This is a genomic window from Raoultibacter phocaeensis (assembly GCF_901411515.1).
GTDB classification, from domain to species: Bacteria; Actinomycetota; Coriobacteriia; order Coriobacteriales; family Eggerthellaceae; genus Raoultibacter; species Raoultibacter phocaeensis.
In genome coordinates this window covers 1,292,969-1,311,215 of sequence record NZ_CABDUX010000001.1, presented here as the reverse complement: position 1 = coordinate 1,311,215, position 18,247 = coordinate 1,292,969, and the positions used below count along the sequence as shown (strand labels likewise).

13 protein-coding genes are annotated in these 18,247 nt (G+C 58.8%); 1 reads left to right on the top strand and 12 read right to left on the bottom strand.

The window, feature by feature from the left end:
- Positions 1 to 571: 571 nt before the first annotated feature.
- From FJE54_RS05155 to FJE54_RS05140, 4 genes are all read right to left on the bottom strand, one after another.
- On the bottom strand, positions 572 to 2,224 hold the full coding sequence (locus tag FJE54_RS05155; RefSeq protein ID WP_139651646.1) for an ABC1 kinase family protein: 1,653 nt from the start codon (positions 2,222 to 2,224) through the stop codon (positions 572 to 574).
- A 101-nt stretch (positions 2,225 to 2,325) separates the two neighbouring features.
- The gene (locus tag FJE54_RS05150) at positions 2,326 to 2,655 is read right to left on the bottom strand and encodes a hypothetical protein (protein WP_139651645.1); all 330 of its coding nucleotides are present in this window, start codon (positions 2,653 to 2,655) and stop codon (positions 2,326 to 2,328) included.
- Complete coding sequence (locus FJE54_RS05145; protein WP_180326576.1) at positions 2,652 to 2,927, bottom strand: type II toxin-antitoxin system Phd/YefM family antitoxin; 276 nt, start codon at positions 2,925 to 2,927, stop codon at positions 2,652 to 2,654. The genes FJE54_RS05150 and FJE54_RS05145 overlap by 4 nt, the downstream gene beginning before the upstream one ends.
- A gap of 262 nt (positions 2,928 to 3,189) precedes the next feature.
- Positions 3,190 to 4,839, bottom strand: a complete 1,650-nt coding sequence (locus tag FJE54_RS05140; protein WP_139651643.1) for an FAD-dependent oxidoreductase — start codon at positions 4,837 to 4,839, stop codon at positions 3,190 to 3,192.
- Between the two features lie 278 nt (positions 4,840 to 5,117).
- Between FJE54_RS05140 and FJE54_RS05135 the strand changes: the two genes are divergently transcribed.
- Positions 5,118 to 6,575 carry a LuxR C-terminal-related transcriptional regulator gene (locus FJE54_RS05135; RefSeq protein WP_255467231.1) on the top strand — a complete coding sequence of 486 codons (1,458 nt, stop codon included), beginning with the start codon at positions 5,118 to 5,120 and terminating at the stop codon, positions 6,573 to 6,575.
- A 140-nt stretch (positions 6,576 to 6,715) separates the two neighbouring features.
- Here FJE54_RS05135 and FJE54_RS05130 read toward each other — a convergent pair whose 3' ends face one another.
- The 8 genes from FJE54_RS05130 to FJE54_RS05095 all read right to left on the bottom strand — a co-directional run bounded on the left by FJE54_RS05130 (position 6,716) and on the right by FJE54_RS05095 (position 18,069).
- Positions 6,716 to 7,942, bottom strand: coding sequence for an ornithine cyclodeaminase, nickel-pincer nucleotide-dependent (locus FJE54_RS05130; protein ID WP_139651641.1), 1,227 nt, complete (start codon positions 7,940 to 7,942; stop codon positions 6,716 to 6,718).
- A 482-nt stretch (positions 7,943 to 8,424) separates the two neighbouring features.
- Positions 8,425 to 9,057, bottom strand: coding sequence for an exopolysaccharide biosynthesis protein (locus FJE54_RS05125; protein ID WP_139651640.1), 633 nt, complete (start codon positions 9,055 to 9,057; stop codon positions 8,425 to 8,427).
- A gap of 174 nt (positions 9,058 to 9,231) precedes the next feature.
- Positions 9,232 to 9,579 carry a 4Fe-4S dicluster domain-containing protein gene (locus FJE54_RS05120; RefSeq protein WP_139651639.1) on the bottom strand — a complete coding sequence of 116 codons (348 nt, stop codon included), beginning with the start codon at positions 9,577 to 9,579 and terminating at the stop codon, positions 9,232 to 9,234.
- Positions 9,580 to 9,590: 11 nt separating this feature from the next.
- Positions 9,591 to 12,113, bottom strand: a complete 2,523-nt coding sequence (locus FJE54_RS05115; protein WP_139651638.1) for a molybdopterin-dependent oxidoreductase — start codon at positions 12,111 to 12,113, stop codon at positions 9,591 to 9,593.
- A 131-nt stretch (positions 12,114 to 12,244) separates the two neighbouring features.
- Positions 12,245 to 13,642 (bottom strand): SLC13 family permease, encoded by a 1,398-nt coding sequence (locus tag FJE54_RS05110; protein ID WP_180326575.1) that lies wholly within the window; start codon positions 13,640 to 13,642, stop codon positions 12,245 to 12,247.
- A gap of 156 nt (positions 13,643 to 13,798) precedes the next feature.
- Positions 13,799 to 15,067, bottom strand: coding sequence for an MFS transporter (locus FJE54_RS05105; RefSeq protein ID WP_139651636.1), 1,269 nt, complete (start codon positions 15,065 to 15,067; stop codon positions 13,799 to 13,801).
- Positions 15,068 to 15,199: 132 nt separating this feature from the next.
- Positions 15,200 to 15,547, bottom strand: a complete 348-nt coding sequence (locus FJE54_RS05100; protein WP_139651635.1) for a 4Fe-4S dicluster domain-containing protein — start codon at positions 15,545 to 15,547, stop codon at positions 15,200 to 15,202.
- A gap of 65 nt (positions 15,548 to 15,612) precedes the next feature.
- On the bottom strand, positions 15,613 to 18,069 hold the full coding sequence (locus FJE54_RS05095; protein ID WP_139651634.1) for a molybdopterin-dependent oxidoreductase: 2,457 nt from the start codon (positions 18,067 to 18,069) through the stop codon (positions 15,613 to 15,615).
- Positions 18,070 to 18,247: the final 178 nt, after the last annotated feature.

The window sequence follows — 18,247 nt, the reverse complement described above, 5'->3', positions numbered from 1 at the left end:
CCGGTTTTGGATGGCGGACGTCGCCCGCCGCCCAAAAGATAAAACCTTTTTTGGAAGCTCGGCGATTGACTCGAAAAGGCGTGGTCGGGCGTGGGTCGACATCCCCGCCGATCCGCAGCGAGGCGGTTCTATCCGCAGCGGAAGGTTTTTATCGATAATGCTTTTCTGCGCGAAAACGGCCTTCCGGTGCAGGCGAACCGTCGCTTTGCGAAATATCGGCGGCGCCTCGGGAGTCCGAGAGGCATTGTGCGCCGCTAAATCGCCTGATCGCGGTTTGCCGGGGCGAACAATCCGGCTCCGACGGGGGCTTCCGAGGGCGCCTTCGCGTCGCAAAGTGACGGTTCGCCTGCATCCGAGGGTCGTTTCCCGACAAAACCTCAGGGAACGGACTGGGAGGGACGCGACGCGCCCCTGCGAGTGGCTGCCTAAGGATCGCGGCACGCCCCTGCGAGTGGCTGCCTAAGGATCGCGGCACGCCCCTGCGAGACTACTGGCTAAGGTTCGTAGCAGCCCCCTGCAAGATGGCCGGAGCTTGTGCGCCGAATCGCCAGGGTGCGCTTATCGGCGTCCGCTATTTGATCTTCTCATCGTTCACCTGTTGATGGCGGATCGTGACGGCGCGGATGATCACGTACACGCCGAGCACGAAGGCTCCAAGGTAGCCAAGCGCACCCAAAAGCGGTACATCAAATATCTGCGGCCGCATAGGGGTGGTGCACACGATGCTCGAACCTACGAACAATCCCGCCGATATGAGTGAGAGGGCAAGCAAGCTCGCCACCTGGTAAAGCGTGCCTTTCACATCGTGCGGCAGCTTCATGTCCATGGATAACTTGAGCTGACCGCGGTCGAGCATGTCGAGCGTGTTCGAGAGTTGCGTTGGCAGAGTAGTCATGGCTTCTGCGGACGCGGCCGTGTTTTTGAACAGGTCTTTCGCCTTCCCTTCGAGAGAGGAAAACGAGAGCATCTGCTTCTTTACATGCGCCGATACGATATCCACCACGCTTATGGAGGGCGCGATTTCAGCGAGCACGCCTTCGAGCGTGAGAAATCCGCGTGCGAGCATCGTAAACGACGAGGGCAGCGAAAGATTCTGCGACCTGAGTATCTCTATGACGTCGACAAATGCCATACCGACGTTGATCTCAGACAAATCGACCGCTGTGTAGTTGGAAAGCATACTGCTCATCTGCTCCAAAAGCATGCTGTGATCGACCGGTCCGTCGGCTTTCGCCAAGCTCAGAAGCGCATCCTTGAGCGCGTAGGGGTCGTTTTCCGCAACGCCGCGAAAGACCTTGTTCACGATGGAGCGCTCGCTTGCGGTGAGTGAGCCCGTCATCCCCAGATCGATCCACACGATCCCGCGCTCGTTGATCATGATGTTGCCGGGATGCGGATCGGCATGGAAGAAACCATCGTCGATCACCTGCGTCACGTAACTCTGCGCAATCTTCTTGCCGATGGCGGCAAGATCCTTGCCTTGCGCGATCAAACCTTCTCTATCATCGAGCAGCGTTCCGGTGACGTACTCCATGACCAGCATGGAATCGGTGCTGTACGCGGGAAACGGCAACGGGCTCGTCACGCCGGCTTGGTCTTGGATTTCATCGTGGAAGCGCTTGAGGTTGTTGAGTTCGGTGGTGAAGTCGACCTCTTCTGCCGTAGTCCGCTCCAATTCGGACACCAAGTCGTCCGCCGTGAGCACGAGGCTGTCCGGAGCGATGTTCGAAAACTCCGCGAGGGCGAGCAGATGCTTCATGAGCATGATGTCCTCGGCCATCTGCTGGGCGATGCCGGGCCTTCGCACTTTGACCGCAACCACCGTGCCGTCATGCAGCACGGCTTTATGCACTTGCGCAATCGAGGCAGAGCCGAGTGGCTTTTCTTCGATGGCCGAAAACACCGTTTGCCACGGCGCATCAATCGAGGCTTCGATACGCTCTAGCACTGTCGTAAAGGGCATCGGCGGCACATCGGCTCGGAGTTTCTCGAACGCATCGCAATATTCTTTCGGCAGAAGGTCGCTGCGATTCGAGGCGATTTGGCCGATCTTTACGTACGTAGGCCCGAGATCCTCGAGTACGGCCACGGCCTTTTCTGGCGTCAGACCCGACGCGACACGATGTTTCTGAAGAATGTGGCGTATCTCCTTCATGCGTTTGCCCGAGGTCTTGTCCTTCACTGTTATCTCGGCAACGCGCAGAAACTCCTTGAATGTGGCCATGGTGTACCTTTCCTCGTTTCGAGAAATGGTACCACGGGCAAGAAAACACGTCGCGCTTCGTAAACGGAAGGTTTTATGCACCTGTTTTAGCTTGATAATGGCTAAGCTGGGCCGAATCTCGCCATCGGGTCGCGCCGTTGGTCCTCGATGTAGTATACATACACGATTCGCTCTTCTTCCAACACCTCGTAGTAGATGCTGAAATGTCCAGCATAGGCAACCATCACGTCCTTAGGCGGCATCGCGGCCTCGTACAGAGGATCGTAACCTCTGCCGATATCGGGCACGGTATCAAGCACGCTCAGCACTCCATCGATTCGCTTTCTGTCGGCACGGGATCTCACATCCCACATCACTTGTTCGGCGACTGGAGACAGGACGACTTCGTAGGCCACCTCGTCATCGTTGGCAGGCGCCTCTTCCTCCCTCACAAACCCATCTCCCGACGAATCTCCCGATAAGGTCTGCCGAGTCCGCGGCGAATCTCATCGCGCCCCTGCATGATGCCGGACAGAGTGCGCATCTCCCGCTCGTAGACGAGATCCCTCAGATCCATAGCGGCCTCAAACGCCGCGGCATCCATTATCACGAGGTCGGCAACCCCGTTCTTGGTAAGGTACACCGGCTCGCCGGTCTCGTGGCAGACGGCAGACACTTCTCCCATGTTTCGCTGCAGGTCGGTTGCGGTCCTTGTCAATGGCATCGCAGATCCTTTCTCTCTTCGTGTTTTCATTGTAGTACAATATCTGATTATTATCAGATTGAGTCTGAGAAATTTACATACAATACCTGACGCCCACATGCATCTTACCGTCCGTACCATCTGAAATAATCGAGTACGCCGGATGCAGAACTCGGACACACAAAACCGCCCGGCAGCCGGAGCTGTCGGGCGGATATAACCAGGAAGCGCGCGACAAGAGGGAGGGAGGAGGTTGTCTGCGCTTCGTCGGGAAAGCTGAGAACTAGGCGTCGATCTCCTCGACGGCGTACATGCCCGCCATGCGTCCGCCGCTGTAGGCGCACATGAGCGAGTAGCCTTCGTAATCGCAGTACGGAGCGCTCATGAGCGTACCGTTATCGGCTCCCGCCACGTAGAGGCCCGTGATCGGCATGCCTTCGGCGTCGATTGCCTGAAGACGGTCGTTCGTGCGGATGCCACCGATGGTCACCCACGCGCTCGGCTCGTACTGCAGCGCGTAAAACGGACCAGTCGCCACGGGTTGGAGGAAGCACGCAGGCTTGTAGAACTGCTCGTCTTTGCCAGCATCGCAGTACCCGTTGTACGTTTCCAGGGTATCGACGAGCTCGGGGGCGCCGATTGCCTCGGCGAGCTCTTCGACCGTATCGGCCTTGAACGCCCAGCCCGCTTCGACGGCAGCATCCATGTTCTCCTGCACGTTCTCGAGCGGCTTGTCTTTAAGCGTCATCATGCCGGTACGCCAGTTCACTTCGTCGGAGCCGCAGAGCGTCCACGCATCGGTACCCGCATTCAGCCCGTCGACGTACGCCTGGTCAACGACTGCATAATACTGACCGCCCACCAGAGAGATCGCTCCGCCGAGTGCGAGCGGCAGGTTTGCGAACTTGCCCTCGTTCGAGAAGCGACGGCCTTGGTTGTTCACCAGAAGGGTGCCGTAGATGCCGATGGTGAACGCTGCGTTGCCGCGCTCGTAAAGCCCGTCGGCCTTCTGGTTGGAGCCCGTGAACTCGTTGCCCGCGATGCCCCATTGGGTGGAAAGCTGGCCGCCTGCGGCCTTTACCATGTCGATGCCCTCGCCCACCGAAAGCACGTTGCCAAGCGGGTTTACGAAGGTGCCGAAGTGCTCGAGCATCATGTCGGTGTTGCCGAGGAAGCCGCCCGTTGCCACGATGACGGCCTTCGCCTTCACGTCGACGACTGTCTTGCCCTGTTCGCACTGCACGCCCGTGCATACGCCGTTTTCCATGATGAGGCGCTTGCCAGCGGTATCGAAGAGGAATTCGCCGCCGTTGCCCTCGACGAACTCCTGAAGCGGCTTCATGCGCTCTTCGCCGCGCACCTGAGCTTCAGTGTCGCCCTGGAAGTTCGCACGAACCGATGCATGGCCTGCACCGTAGTTATCGGGACGCAGCCCCGTCGGGACGCCGAAATCGTCGGTGAACTGATCGACCGTTTCGCCCGAGAGTTCGACAGCGCGCTTGATGGCTGCCGCGTTCGTGGCCCAGTGGCCGTACTCCATGATGTGGTTGAAAGCTTCCTCGACGGTGAACTCGACGCCGGCCTCCTGCTGCAGCTTCGAACCCACCATGAACGGGCCACCTGCGAGCGAACCGTTCGCCACGCCCACATTGCCGCCCTTCTCGATCACGATGACGCTCTTGCCCGCACGGACCGCCTCGACGGCAGCCCAGAGGCCAGCGCCGCCCGCACCGACGATCGCGATGTCGCATTCTTTCGTTTCGTCGGCCGTCGCCATAGCTGCAGCGTCGGTCGGCTCGTCGGCATCAGCCTTGCCCTCCGACGAAGAAGCGCTCGGAGCGCATCCTGCGAGTGCGGCCGTGCCCGCCAAAGCGGCCATCGAGCCGATCGCCAAGAAGTTCCTGCGCGTTAAACCTTTGGTTTCTTTGGTCATGTCGATCCCTCCTGAAGGATTCCCATCGAATCGCCCAGCGGTGCCGGGCGATGTGCGCCGTGCTTTCGACGCACCGCCATCGTGCACCGAGCGAGTCGCTTTGTCGCGGGTGAACGTGCCGCCTCGGGGGTGATTTGCAACTCACCCCTGCGTTCACCCCGTATCGCGCCTGATCAGTGGGTCGCTCTTCGCTTAAGTCCGACTGTCTGCATCGTCCTGCGATACGCGCCGGACGATGCGGTACAATGAAGCGGTCATCGATTCCGGAAAGGACGGGCGTGGATTCCAACGAGGTGTCAAAAACGCTTGCAGCGGAAGGATCTTTCGCGGAAGACCAAAGCTTCCCGTACGCCCTTGTACCGCTCCGTTTCCTCGGAATGGGAGTCTTCATCGCGTGGCTCTGCTGCACCCATGTCGTAAGCATCTTTCCCGGTAGCGTCGATGCGCCCTCCTTACGCGCTACGTTCGATACGAGCATGCGATTCGGCGACATAGCAACCTTTCTCGTGCTCGCCATCGCCGCTTCGCGCATCGGGCCGATCAGCCGGCATTTCCGGATCAATGCTGCCCTGGTTGCCGTCACGGCCATCGGAACCGTCATCGTCGGGCTCGCGCTCATACCGGGCCACGCGCCCGAATCGGCCGTAGCCGCCGTTTCCTTTGTTACCGCCATCGGCGGAGCGCTGCTCTTTTGCCTGTGGGCCGAAACGTACTGCCAGATGGGCACGATGCAGACGATTGTGTACGGATCGCTCTCGTGCATCGCCGCCGCCGTCGTCTCGTTTCTCATCTCTACGATGACCGAACCGTATGCGATCATCGCGACCTCGCTTCTCCCCCTCGGATCGTTCGTCTGCGTAACGCTCAGCTTGAAAATCGTCCCCGCGGAGCACGAGAAGCCGAACGGGGTGCGCTTCCCTGTTCCCTGGAAACTCGTTGCCCTCATGGCGTTCGCCGGTCTCGCTTCGGGACTTGCCGGATCATTGCTCACGAATGCAGACGGAACCGGTGCCATACACCGCGTTGCCGCAACGGGGCTTGCAGGCGTCGTGATCCTCATCATGGTGTTCGTTCGAAAAAACCGTTGCGATGTGCGGTTTCTGGCAAAAACCGTGCTTCCCGTGAGCATCGTCGCATTTGCGCTCGTGCCCTTCGCGGGCCCCGTGTGGGCGTTCGCGGTCTCGTTCCTCATCAAGCTCGCCTACGTGTGGTTCACGTTCTTCGTGCTACTCATGCTTGCGAACATCTCGTATCGCTTCGAGGTGCCGAGCTTGCGCCTGTTCGCTATCGCGCGGGCCGCGAGCGAAGGTGCGCTGTTCGTGGGCGTTGCGGTTCGCCGATGGGTGCAGCAGACCGAACTGCTCACGAACGACTCGTTTCTGTTCGCCGTCGCCATCGTGGGCATCGTGATGATTCTTGTATGCACGCTCATCTGGACAAGCGAACGCTCGGTGAACGCCGATTGGGGCGCATCGGGCATCAGCCTCAAAGACAGCGTGCACGTTCCCGGCAAGCGCGAGCGCCTGATCGTGCGCTGCGAGCAGCTGAGCGAGGAATACGGGCTCACCGCTCGCGAAGCCGAGATCCTCGGCCTCATCGCCCAAGGCAAGAGCCGCGTCGAAATTGAGCAGCAGTTGTTCTTATCACAGAACACCGTAAAGACCCACGCACGCCATCTCTACGCGAAACTCGGCGTGCACTCGAAAGAGGATGTGTATAAGCTGTTCGGGGAATAGGGAATGGGTTCGAATTTGCGCCATGCGTGTGCGCCCAAGCGATCAGACGCTCACGCTGCCCGACTCGCGCACGCAAGACCGTACGTGCACACGAAATCGCATGTACAGCGGGCTTCTCGATATCCTTGCCGCGACCGGCCTTAGCACCCCAGCTCGTCAGCCAGAAGCTGTAAGAACAACCCGACATCGGTCACAATGCCGATCGTCTGCATGCTGCCGCGGTCTCCAAGCTTGGTCACGGCGGCCGGGTTGATGTCCACGCACACGGTGGTTACCGAAGCGGGAAGCATGTTGCCGACTGCGATGGAATGGAGCATGGTCGAAAGCATGATGCACGCCCCCGCCTCCTGGCACCATGCGCGCATGGCCTGCTGAGCTTCGATCACATCGGTGATCACGTCGGGCAACGGGCCGTCGTCGCGGATGGAGCCCGCAAGGATATAGGGCGTTCCCGATTTGACGAGCGTGTACATAAGGCCGCTTGTAAGGATGCCGCGCTCCACCGCATCGGCGATGCTTCCCGCAGCCCTGATCTGGTTGATAGCGCGCAGATGGTGTTCGTTTCCGCCCGGCACGGCGACTCCGCTTTGCATATCGATGCCGAGCGATGTTCCGTACAGCGCGACCTCGATGTCGTGGGTGGCAACCGCATTGCCTCCGAACAGTACGCTCACGTAGCCCGCCTCCACAATACGCGCCAGATGCTCGGCAGCTCCGGTATGCACGACCGCAGGTCCCGCAACGGCGATGGTCTTTCTACCGTCGTCGTGGACTTCGCGGATGATCGAAGCAATCTGCTTCACAATCTGGGATTTCGGCTTTTCGCTGCTCACAGTGGAGTTCATGAACTCGAACTCCGTCTTTTCGCGGGCGCGCTCCTGCGTGATCACACGCAGGCCCTTTTGCCCGACCACAAACAGATCGCCCGCACGCACATCGGAGATCGGCACGCCGCACGCGGTCTGCGTCACCTCGTCCACCCGCACGCCCAAATCCATTTCGGTTCCCGTAACGCGCAGCCATTGGCCCCCGAGACGAATATAGGTTTCAAGATTGGTGGTGGAGTAAAAATCCTCGGGAAACACGCCGTCAGCCGGTGCCGGTTCGAGCTGCACGTCCTCGAGATGGAGCGGCACGACGCCGAATTCGTGGATGGTTCGAAGTATTTCGGAAAGGTGCTCTTTCGTGCGCCCGAACACGCGCATGGTCAGCGTGGAGGGGTTTTCGTTTCCCTTGCCGATGCTGAGCGAAAGCACCTCGAACGTCCCGTCCAATTCGACGATGCCGTTCATGATACTTGAGAGGATGTTCGAATCGATCAGATGCCCTTCGGCGGTGACATCTTCGTGCAATCGTTGCTCCGACATTCTGGGCCTTTCCTCGGTGGCGAGCCATTGCGCAACTCGCGAAACGCACTGTTGCATACGATGGTACCATGTCGCATCGCTTTCTCTACCGCGAGGTTTTCCAACGCATGATTCTGGGTGATGGCGGCTGTCATCGACCTGCCGGCTGCCGTGCACGTAAACGAGCCTCATTCTGGCCAATTGTCTCGTCTGTCCCACGGTTCTTCCTCCGTAGCCGAAACGTCTAAAGCGCAGCTCGCTCCTGATCAGGCCGTATGGATTTCGGTGCGACGCGATGGCCTGCACGAGGAGCTCTTTGCGGCCCTTTTTGTGGGACAGACGAGACAATTGGCCAGAACCGACCCGTTTTCCGTGCACGGAGTTGTGTCTGGATCCGAATCGACACACGGTAAGCATCCTGAAAGAACGGGAAGCCGTCTTGTCGTTTCGGGGCTTATGGAACGAAAGCGCCGCAACCCCGGCCTTCACGTGCTCGAAGCGCTTTACCCTCGCTCGGTCCAATCATGAAAGCGTTCCCTGCACCGTTCCTGCAACAAAGCAGCCATCGTTTCGAATGTGCGCTCATCGAGTTGGAATCGCGCAAGCCAGGTCAGACCCTCAATGAATACAAGCTCATCGGTCACGTACACGCCGGCGATATCTTCGTAGCGCTTACTGCGCGTCTGCTTGATCGAAGTCTGCGAACCGAACTGAACCGTCACGCTCTGTTCCGTGAAACGCACGTCGAACACCCGCTTCGTCACCGATCGGGTCGCCGCGAATTCGTTGTCCAAAAGCCGTCCGAAGTGCTCTTTGCAGTACCGCTCTGCCGTAACCATACGATAGGCGAAATACAATCCGATGCCAAACAGCGCGATCCCCATGGCAAGAAGGATTACCGCGAATATCGATGACGCGTTGATCGCCATAGGGATAGCGAGCAGCACACCGCCGATGCAAAGCGCTAGAAACAAGATGCGGTTTCGCGACCGAGCCCGCGCAACCAGCCGGGCTAAGGCTTTCTCTTTGAAGTACCCCGCATAAAACGTCTCGAACAGATCAACATCGCGGTCGACCGTACCCTCGGTACCGTATGCGATTTCGAACACGGTCGATTCGTTGTTCGCTTCAGCCATATTGGGCCTCCTCGGTTGTCGCAGATCGCACCACTTGCTACGAGTTGCATGGGAGCGCGAGCCCTACCGCCTGCGCACGGGCTGTGCCAGTCGCGGCACAGCCCGCCGCATTTCGTAGTCGAGCCGATTATCGAAAACAGCTCGCCGTTCGTTGTTGCCGTACGCTTTACACCCTTACCGCTCCTGCGGCACGAGCAGCGCCCAGCGCGTCTTGCCGTCGATCTTGGCCGCGAGCTCGGAGACCTCGCCCGAGTACATGCACCACGCCTGGCAGTGCTGCACGCACAGGGGCATCTTGCCCTTCCCGGTGCGGTCGGCGCACAGGTCGCAGGCCTTCGTGAGCACGGGCAGCCACGACCACTCCCACCTGCCCTCGCCGGCCTTGCCCGCGTACTCGAAGGGGCCGGTCTCGGTGAGCTTTATGCCGAACTCCCCCTCGGGAAGCCCCAGGCGCTTCTTGCAGGCCACCTCGCAGGAGTGGCAGCCCGTGCAGTACTCGTAGTTGATCAGAATGCCGTTCATTTCGCTACCCCCTAGCTCACGCCGCATGGCGGAATCTCGCGAAAGCCGCCTTTTTCCAGAATCTGAACGCTCGGAAGCGTATCGCCGTCCTTGACTTTGTAAATGCGGCCGACAATGCTCTTGTACGGAGCGCCGATACCGCCTTCACCTGTCTCGAACGAATACGTCAGATTGTTGATGTTGCAGTCGAACGAACCGAACAGGCTGGGTGCGTTCCCGTCGCCCTCAGGGAACCACCAGCCGTGCTCGGCCACGATGTACTGGGGCTGCAAAGCCGGATTGATCTTCACGCACTGCTTACAGCGGCCGACGTGGTTCTCGATCCATATCCACTCGCCCTCTGCCAAGCCGTATTCTTCGGCAGTCTGCTTCGAAACCTGCACGTAGGGCACCGGGTGGAATTCCCGCATGGTTTTCTGCTGGCGGTTTTCGGAATGGAAGAACTCGTAAGAGCGGTTGCCGTTGATGATGGTGAACGGATACTCCTTGCGATATGCTTCATCGGTCGTCCACTTGGATTGCGCGACGCTCTCGTAGTGCTTAGGCCACGGATCGATCCCCCACGCTTTGAAGGTTGGCGAAATGAGCTCGATGCGGCCGGAGGGGGTGGCGAAACCGGGCGTACCGTCCGATCGGAGCATGCCCTTGGCGTACTTCTCGTACTTGTCGTTGAATTCATCGTATTCGTAGCCGCCTTGGCTGACCAAATCCATGAACGTGCCTTTACCTTTGTGTTTGCGATAGAACTCGGTATGCGCATCGGCAACCACATCGGCTCCGGCTTTGTTTCGCCCGGCGGTTTTCAACCCCGATCCGTCTTCGTTGATGAGGTTGAAGCCGGTGTCGAGGTAGTCCTGAATGAAATGATCGATATCGGGCCAACGTTTGTTGAACAGTTCGGGATTCAAGCGATTGCCGAGCCACACGATGATTTCTTCGTCCGATTTGCATTCGCCGAACGTCGTGACCGCTTTCATGGCACGCAAAGGCTGCCACCACACGCGCATCGAATCGCGTTCGATGCTCATCTTCAGAGGCAGCAGGATGTCGGCAAACGCCGCCGCCGTGGGAGTCATGTACGGATCGGCCACCACGATGAACTCGAAGTTCATGATGTTACGGTATATGCGGGCAGTGTCCAATCCGTTGCACGTGTACGTGTTGGACCCTTGCACCCAGAGCATTTTCATCGGATAGGGCTGCTGCGTTTCCATCGCATAGCACATGGCGTCGCAATCGGCCATGCCGATGAACGGCTCGGCTTTGGGTTCTTTGCCCTGCAGCTGTTGCAGCGTCTTGTAAGTGCACTTTTTCGCGGCCGCCTCGGGATCGGCATACATGCTCGCGGTTGCATATCCCGGGTTGATCTCGAACGCGTTGCGCACCAGCAGGTTAGTGCCAGGTCGATCGATGTTGCCGCATACGGCCATCAAATCGCAGACGGCCAAACACGCATGCATGGAGTCGACCTGGGTATCGAACGGCAACCCCCACTGAATGGCTCCGCGCGGGGCTTCGGCATACATACGGGCGGAAGCGATAATGACGTCTTCGTCGACGCCGGTCACCTTCGCTGCCCACGCGGGCGTGTACCCTAAACCGTCGTTGTTTTCGCTCGGAGTCTCAAGATAGGCTTTCAGCTCGTCGTAATAAGCGCACCAGCAATCGACGAACTCGTGGTCGATGAGATCTTCCTGCGTGATAACGTACAGCCAGGCCAACGCTATGCACAAATCGGTGCCAGGGCGAAGGTCGAGCCAGTAGGTAGCACGTGCGCCCCACCAGGTGAGAATCGGATCGATCGAGATGATCTTGGTTCCCATCTGCACGCACTGTACGAGCCAATGACCAATGTAGCCGTCAGCGTTGGAGCGCAAAGGTTCGCACCCCCACACCACGAGAACATCGGGATTCGTCCATTCGGGGTTGCTATACCGATCAGGATGACCCATAGACGCATCGACGATGGGGAAATCGCCCATGGGAGCCGCCGTGCCGCAAACGCGGGGCAGGTAGCACGAGTAGCCGGAAAAGCCGATTGCCCCCACGTTGGACGTGCGCAAACACGCACCACCCAAAAACGGAACCTGGTAGTTGATGTTGCGCCCGGTCCCGTGGTTCACCATGATGGATTCCCTGCCAAGGCCCGCTTCATCGATGTTTACCGTGATCCAATCCTCGATGATGTCGAGCGCCTCATCCCACGTGATGCGCTCGAAGGCATCCACGTTGCCACGGTCTTCCCTCTTGCGCTTCATCGGGTATTTCAGGCGGTCAGGGTAGTTGGTGGCCTCGGGCAAATTAAGGCATCGCATGCACAGCTTGCCGTTCGTGCACGGATCGAGCGGATCGCCCTCGACCTTCACGAGCTTGTTGTCTTTGGTATAGGCGAGGATGCCGCACGAATCATGGCATCCGGGGGCGGAATAATTGTACGTGCGCGTAACGGTGTAGCCGTCTTCTTCCCACTGCCATTCGCCCTCGTGGTAAGCCGCGCGATCGATGGTATCCAAGAACTCCTGGTAATCAGCCATTCGTTTACCTTTCTTTCGTCTTGATGAATTCCCACTCGCACCGCTCGCGGTCACGGATCTTTGCTACCTCCCTTATGCGATTCCAGCATGAAACCCCCTTACCTGCACCCTCACGACGAGACCCCGTCAACTTATATGCCCAAAACTCCCACGATGAACGGTGTCCAGAATGCATCAAGCGCGATGAGGACGAGCGCCGGAACGATCCCCGCTTTGAACAGATCGCCGAACCTGAAGTAGCCATAGGCGAACGCGTACATGTTGAGCGGGTTGATGGGCAGAAGAAAATTTCCGCCGAACGCAAACAGAATGGCGAACGGAGCAACGGTAGGCGATACGCCCGACTGTACGCAGAAGCCCACGAGCACAGGGACGAACAGGGCTTCCCACACGCCCCCGACGGGGCAGAGTGTGAAGATGCCGTATGCGAACAGAAGGTACAAAAGCAGCGCCGCGGGAAACGCCAGCGTGAACATACCCGTTGCCGCAACGATCGATCCGATGAAGTCGATGACGCCCGTCTTCACCATGAGGCTGCTCATCGAAAAGATGGACCCCACCATAACAAGCACCACCCATGGTACGGATTTCTGATACTCTTCCCAGGTGAGCAATCTGATGCCGGGAAGAAACGTTGCAACGAGGCCGAGCAGCGCCACCACGGTAACGTTCAAAACCGGTATCCAGTTGCCCGCAATCCACAACACCGGCATACCAACGACGAACCCGAGCGCCTTCTTCTCGTGCGCCGTCGTCTTGCCGGCGCTTTCGGTTTTCTCGATAATCGCCGCAACGGTCTTGCGCTCGAACCGCTCGGGCGGAAAAGCCCTCACAAGGAAGAACCAGCATACGGGAAGCATCGCAAGCGTCACCGGCAGGCCCACCTTCATCCAGTCGAAGAAGCTCACGCTAATTCCCGAGATCTGGAGTACCGCCATATTGTTCGGCCCGCCGGCAAGCGTTGCGAACCCGCCGACGATCGCGCCGTACAACAACCCTATGAACAAACAGCGCCCGAAATTGGATTCTTTAGGTTTGCACCCGAGTGCATCGAGTATACCCTTGGCAAACCCCACGAACATGAGCACTGCTGCCGTATCGGACATAACGCTCGAGAGCAGCGCGGCAGCGGACATGAATGCGAGCACGATCAGCCGGGAATCGCCGTGCGTCTTCTTCATAAGAAACACGACAAGACGCATGCCGTAGCTTGTTTTTCCCAAAACAGCCGAAAGCGAGAACGCTGCGAGCAGGTAGAACATCGTCGGTGTCGCAAAACCGGAGAACGCCTCGCCCAAAGGAGCGATGCCGAGCATCGTCGCAAACGTCAGGGCAAGCAAACCGGTTATGCCGACAGGAAGCGATTCGCATATCCACAGTATTGCCGCCATGCCGAACACGCCGAGCATGAGCACACCTTCGCGCGGAAGAGCTTCCGTACCCGGTATGAAGAGCGAGACCAAAAGCGCAAGCGCAGCGGCACCAATCCCGATGTTCTGCTTGGTAAGAATGCGTGATGAAACGACCATGAACTCGCCCTTTCTCCTTCCCTCACGCATCGGTTCACGCGAGGTCTTCGAGTCGGCGTGCATGCTTTGATCCACGCACGCCGACAGCAGGTCCCCAGCGAATCCGATCGCGCTCTCACAGAGCACGGATTGCCGAGGTCATTTCCTGAAAAGGTCCTACTCTTCCCACACAAGCTTCTTCGCGGTTACCTTGGCCACGACGATCGCAAGAATCGACACGGCAGCCAGACCTGCACCGAGAACCATGATGGAATCGAACGAACCGGTCGTCTCGCCGACGAACGCAATAAGAGATGTGGCGAACGCGCCGAGGAAGTTGGCGATTCCGTAAGCCGTTGAGTATATCTTCGAATGGTCTTTCGCGCCGAACAGTTCACGTATTACCAAAGGAATAACCATCTTCATGTTCGCGCTCTCGAAACCGATCAAGAAGCACGAAGCCAAAACGATGGCCTCGACGTTGTGGAAGAACAGCAAGCCGAAGAAGCCGACCATGATCAACGCAAGGGTGAGGATATTGGTTTTGATAGCTCCTATCTTGTCGATGATCCAGCCGATGATGGGCATGCAGAACTTGGCAGCTGTGGTGAACGAGATCATGGTAGCGCCGAACATCAAAGCCCAGTCGGCTCCATGAAGCGCAACGTAGCCCCACGCTTCGGACTGCGCGATGTTCGACCAGTTGCTCTTAAAACCACCCATATTGCACATGGCACCGGCAGCGATGACCGCGGCAACGAACGCAACGGAGAGAAGGGCCTTCTTATATGGAACGCCCGGACCCGTCACTTCCTGGTTTTCAGATGCAACAGTTTCGCCCTCAACATACCCGTACGGCCTCAACCCGAGTTGTTCGGGCTTGAACCGCACGACAAACAACGTCCACGGCAGAATCATGACCGCAGCAACAATCGCCAGCACCAAATACGCCGTGCGCCAACCCACTGCGGTAATGACGGCCGCAATAACAGGATTGAGAATAGCCGATAGGATGGCGAGCAGCATGCCGTACATGCCGACGGCAAAACCCGTACGCTTCTGAAACCAGTTTGCGATGAAAATTGGGGCGCCGATAATGAAGATACCACTGCCGCCGACACCGTACAGAAGACCCGCCAACCACCATTGCCATGACGCTTGACCGAAGCTCAGCTGCGCATAGCCCACGATGACGATAGCCGCCATGGCCGTCAGCAAAATACGCGAATCGATCTTGGGGAACAAGCGACCGGCAATCGGGGCGGCAAACGTCAACGTAATCGTACACACGGTCATCATGAGTGCGATGGCGCTGACAGGAGAGCCGATACCGTCGGATACGGCCTTGAAGAAGTTCGATCCGCCGATGAGAATGAGTTCGATCGATCCCGCAGAAATGAACGCCCATGCAACGACGATGAGCCACGGGTATACCTTTTGCTTCATTGCAACCTCCTTACCTCAATGATCCGAATGAGCATGCGCGAGCTTTCCCCCTTTCTTGCATGCCTCGTGGTATTCGGGTATGTCCCCAAGGCCGCCGAGCGTGCCCCTTTCGGCGGCCTTGTTGGTGGGTGATTACCGTTCCTGCGGCACGAGCAGCGCCCAGCGCGTCTTGCCGTCGATCTTGGCCGCGAGCTCGGAGACCTCGCCCGAGTACATGCACCACGCCTGGCAGTGCTGCACGCACAGGGGCATCTTGCCCTTCCCGGTGCGGTCGGCGCACAGGTCGCAGGCCTTCGTGAGCACGGGCAGCCACGACCACTCCCACCTGTCCTCGCCGGCCTTGCCCGCGTACTCGAAGGGGCCGGTCTCGGTGAGCTTTATGCCGAACTCCCCCTCGGGAAGCCCCAGGCGCTTCTTGCAGGCCACCTCGCAGGAGTGGCAGCCCGTGCAGTACTCGTAGTTGATCAGAATGCCGTTCATTGTTCCTCCTCATCGCCGCCTGAAGCGGCTTATCGCACAGGCGGCAAACCACCCACGCATCGTTGCTAATCGACTTTGCTTCCGCGCATCACACCGACGGTATAGTCTCTCCAGCCGCCTTTGCGCGTAACTTTTTCGCCAGGCAACTCATCACCTGCGTTGTACGGGTAGATGCGGCAGATCATCGACTTGATGTTCGTACCTATGCCGCCCTCCCCTGTCTCGAATGCGCGCGTGCAATTGTTGGGATTGGAATCGAAGGTTCCGAACAGGCTTGGCTCCGCAGCGTCCTCTTCGGGGAACCACCAGCCGTGCTCGGCATGGATGACGCCGGGCGCAACGCGTGGCGTCACGGTGACGATCTGCTTGAAGCGGCCGTGACCGTTCTCGATCCATGCCCACTGCCCATCTTCGACACCGTACTTCTCAGCATCGGCGGGATTCACCATGACAAGCGGCCACGGATGGAACTCGCGCATCGTGGGCATCTGACGATGCTCCGAGTGGAAGAACTCGAAGGAACGGCCCCCGCACGAGAGGATAAGAGGGTACTCTTTCATTTTTTCGGGCGTCGTCACCGGGCCTTCGGGGGGTTCGGTATGAAACGGCGTAGGCGTAAGACCCCATACACGGTACGTATACGGCGCAAGCTCGATGCGTCCCGACGGCGTTGCGAAACCGGGGCTGCCATCGTCGCGCAGCATACCTTTGGCGTATTTCTCGTATGTATGGTTCCAATCGTCGTAGGCGTAGCCGCCTTTCTCTGATAGCTCTTGAAACGTCATGCCAACGCCGCCTTTGGCCTTCTCGGATATGTTGCCCTTGACGTTGGACGACGCTCCGTGCTTCTTACCGTCGCCGCCCGCGAGGTACCAATCTGCGATGTCGGTGTCCTTCGTCCATCCGAACGCCTCGGCGGCCTCGGGGTTCAAGCGCGGCATGAGATCGACGACGATCTGTTCGTCGGTCTTGGCTTCGCCCGCAGGCTCGACCGCCCGATATATGGTGCGCACCGGCGTCCACCAGGTACGTGCCGAGTTGCGCTCGCAGCTCATAGCAACCGGCAGCAAAAGATCGGCCACGGCCACCGATAGCGGCGTGAGGATCGGATCGGCGTTCACGATGAAATCGACCGTCTTGAGTGCTTCGTAATCGCGGGGCGCATCCATGCCGGCGCATGCAAGCGAGTTCGAGCTCTGGAACCAGATCATCTTGATGGGATACGGATCGCCGTTGGGCAGCTCGCCCGCTTCGATGCAGTGTAGAATGCCGTCGGTACAGGCATGGGCGATGAACTCGCCTCCCGTGATGCCGGTGCCGCGCGCTATCGTGAGCTTGCGATCCTTCGCCGATTGCGGCGTGAAATCCTCGCCCGATGCGTACCCAGCGTTGATCTCGAACGAGTTGCGCACGAGAATGTTGCCCCCTGGACGGTCGATATTGCCGCAGATGGCCATGAGGTCGCAAACCGCCAGGTTCAAGGCCATGGCGCTCATCTGCTGATCGAACGCCAAACCCCACTGGATGGCGGAATTGTTGCCCGATGCGTAGAGGCGCGCCGAAGCCGTGATGTCTTCGGCGGCGAGCCCCGTGATGGGGGCGGCCCACTCGGGAGTCATATCCTTGATGCCCTCCCATAGCTCGTCGAGGCCGCTTGTCCAACAGTCGACGAACTCATGGTCGTAGAGATCCTCCGAAATGATGACGTTGAGCCATGCGCATGCAAGCGCGGCATCAGTACCGGGCCGCAGCTGCAAATGGTAGGCGGCGCGAGCACCCCACCATGTCAAGCGCGGATCGATAGAGATGATTCTGGACCCCATCTGTACACACTGCACGAGCCAGTGTCCGATGTAGCCGTCGGCATTTGAGGCAAGCGGCTCGTTGCCCCAGACCACGATAACCTCGGGTGCCTTGAACGACGGATCAGCATAGCGCCTCTCATGCCCGACAGCAGCATCCGCAATGGGAAAATCACCCAAAGGAGCCATCGCACCGCACACGCGCGGCATGTAGCAGGCAAAACCCGTGAAGAACAACGTGGAGATGTTCGGCGTCTGGAGCGCCGCCTGCCCGAACAAGGGCACGAGCCAGTTCACGTTGCGGCCAGTGCCGTGCACGCATACGATCGATTCCGAACCGAATTCTTCGCGAATGCTTCTAACCTTCTTCTCAATGATGTCGTACGCTTCGTCCCACGTGATACGATCCCATGTGTTCTCACCGCGCGCGCCCGCACGCTTCATGGGATAGAGCACGCGATCGGGATGGTTCACGATTTCGGGGAGATCGAGGCAGCGCATGCAGAGCTTGCCGTTCGTGAAGGGACTTAAGGGGTCGCCCTCGACATGATCGAGTTTGCCGTCCTTCGCATAAAACAGCACACCGCAACTGTCATGACAACCGGGGGGAGAATATTGGTAGGTGCGCGTAACGGTGAAGCCGTCTTCCTCCCACGTAAGCTCGCCTTCGTGATAGGCTGCACGGTCGATGCCGTCAAGGAATTCTTTATAATCCGCCATAGCTCCTCGCTTTCTCTCATCTTGACGAAAACGAAAGGCCGACCCGAATCGGATGCATCTTTCAAATCCCGCAAGACGGGTCGAACGGACGCCCGCGTCATCGATGCATGGCTCGATTCCGATGATGGTCGAGCACGCTCGCCTCTCGTGGCATGAAAGATAGCGCCCTGGGCTGAAG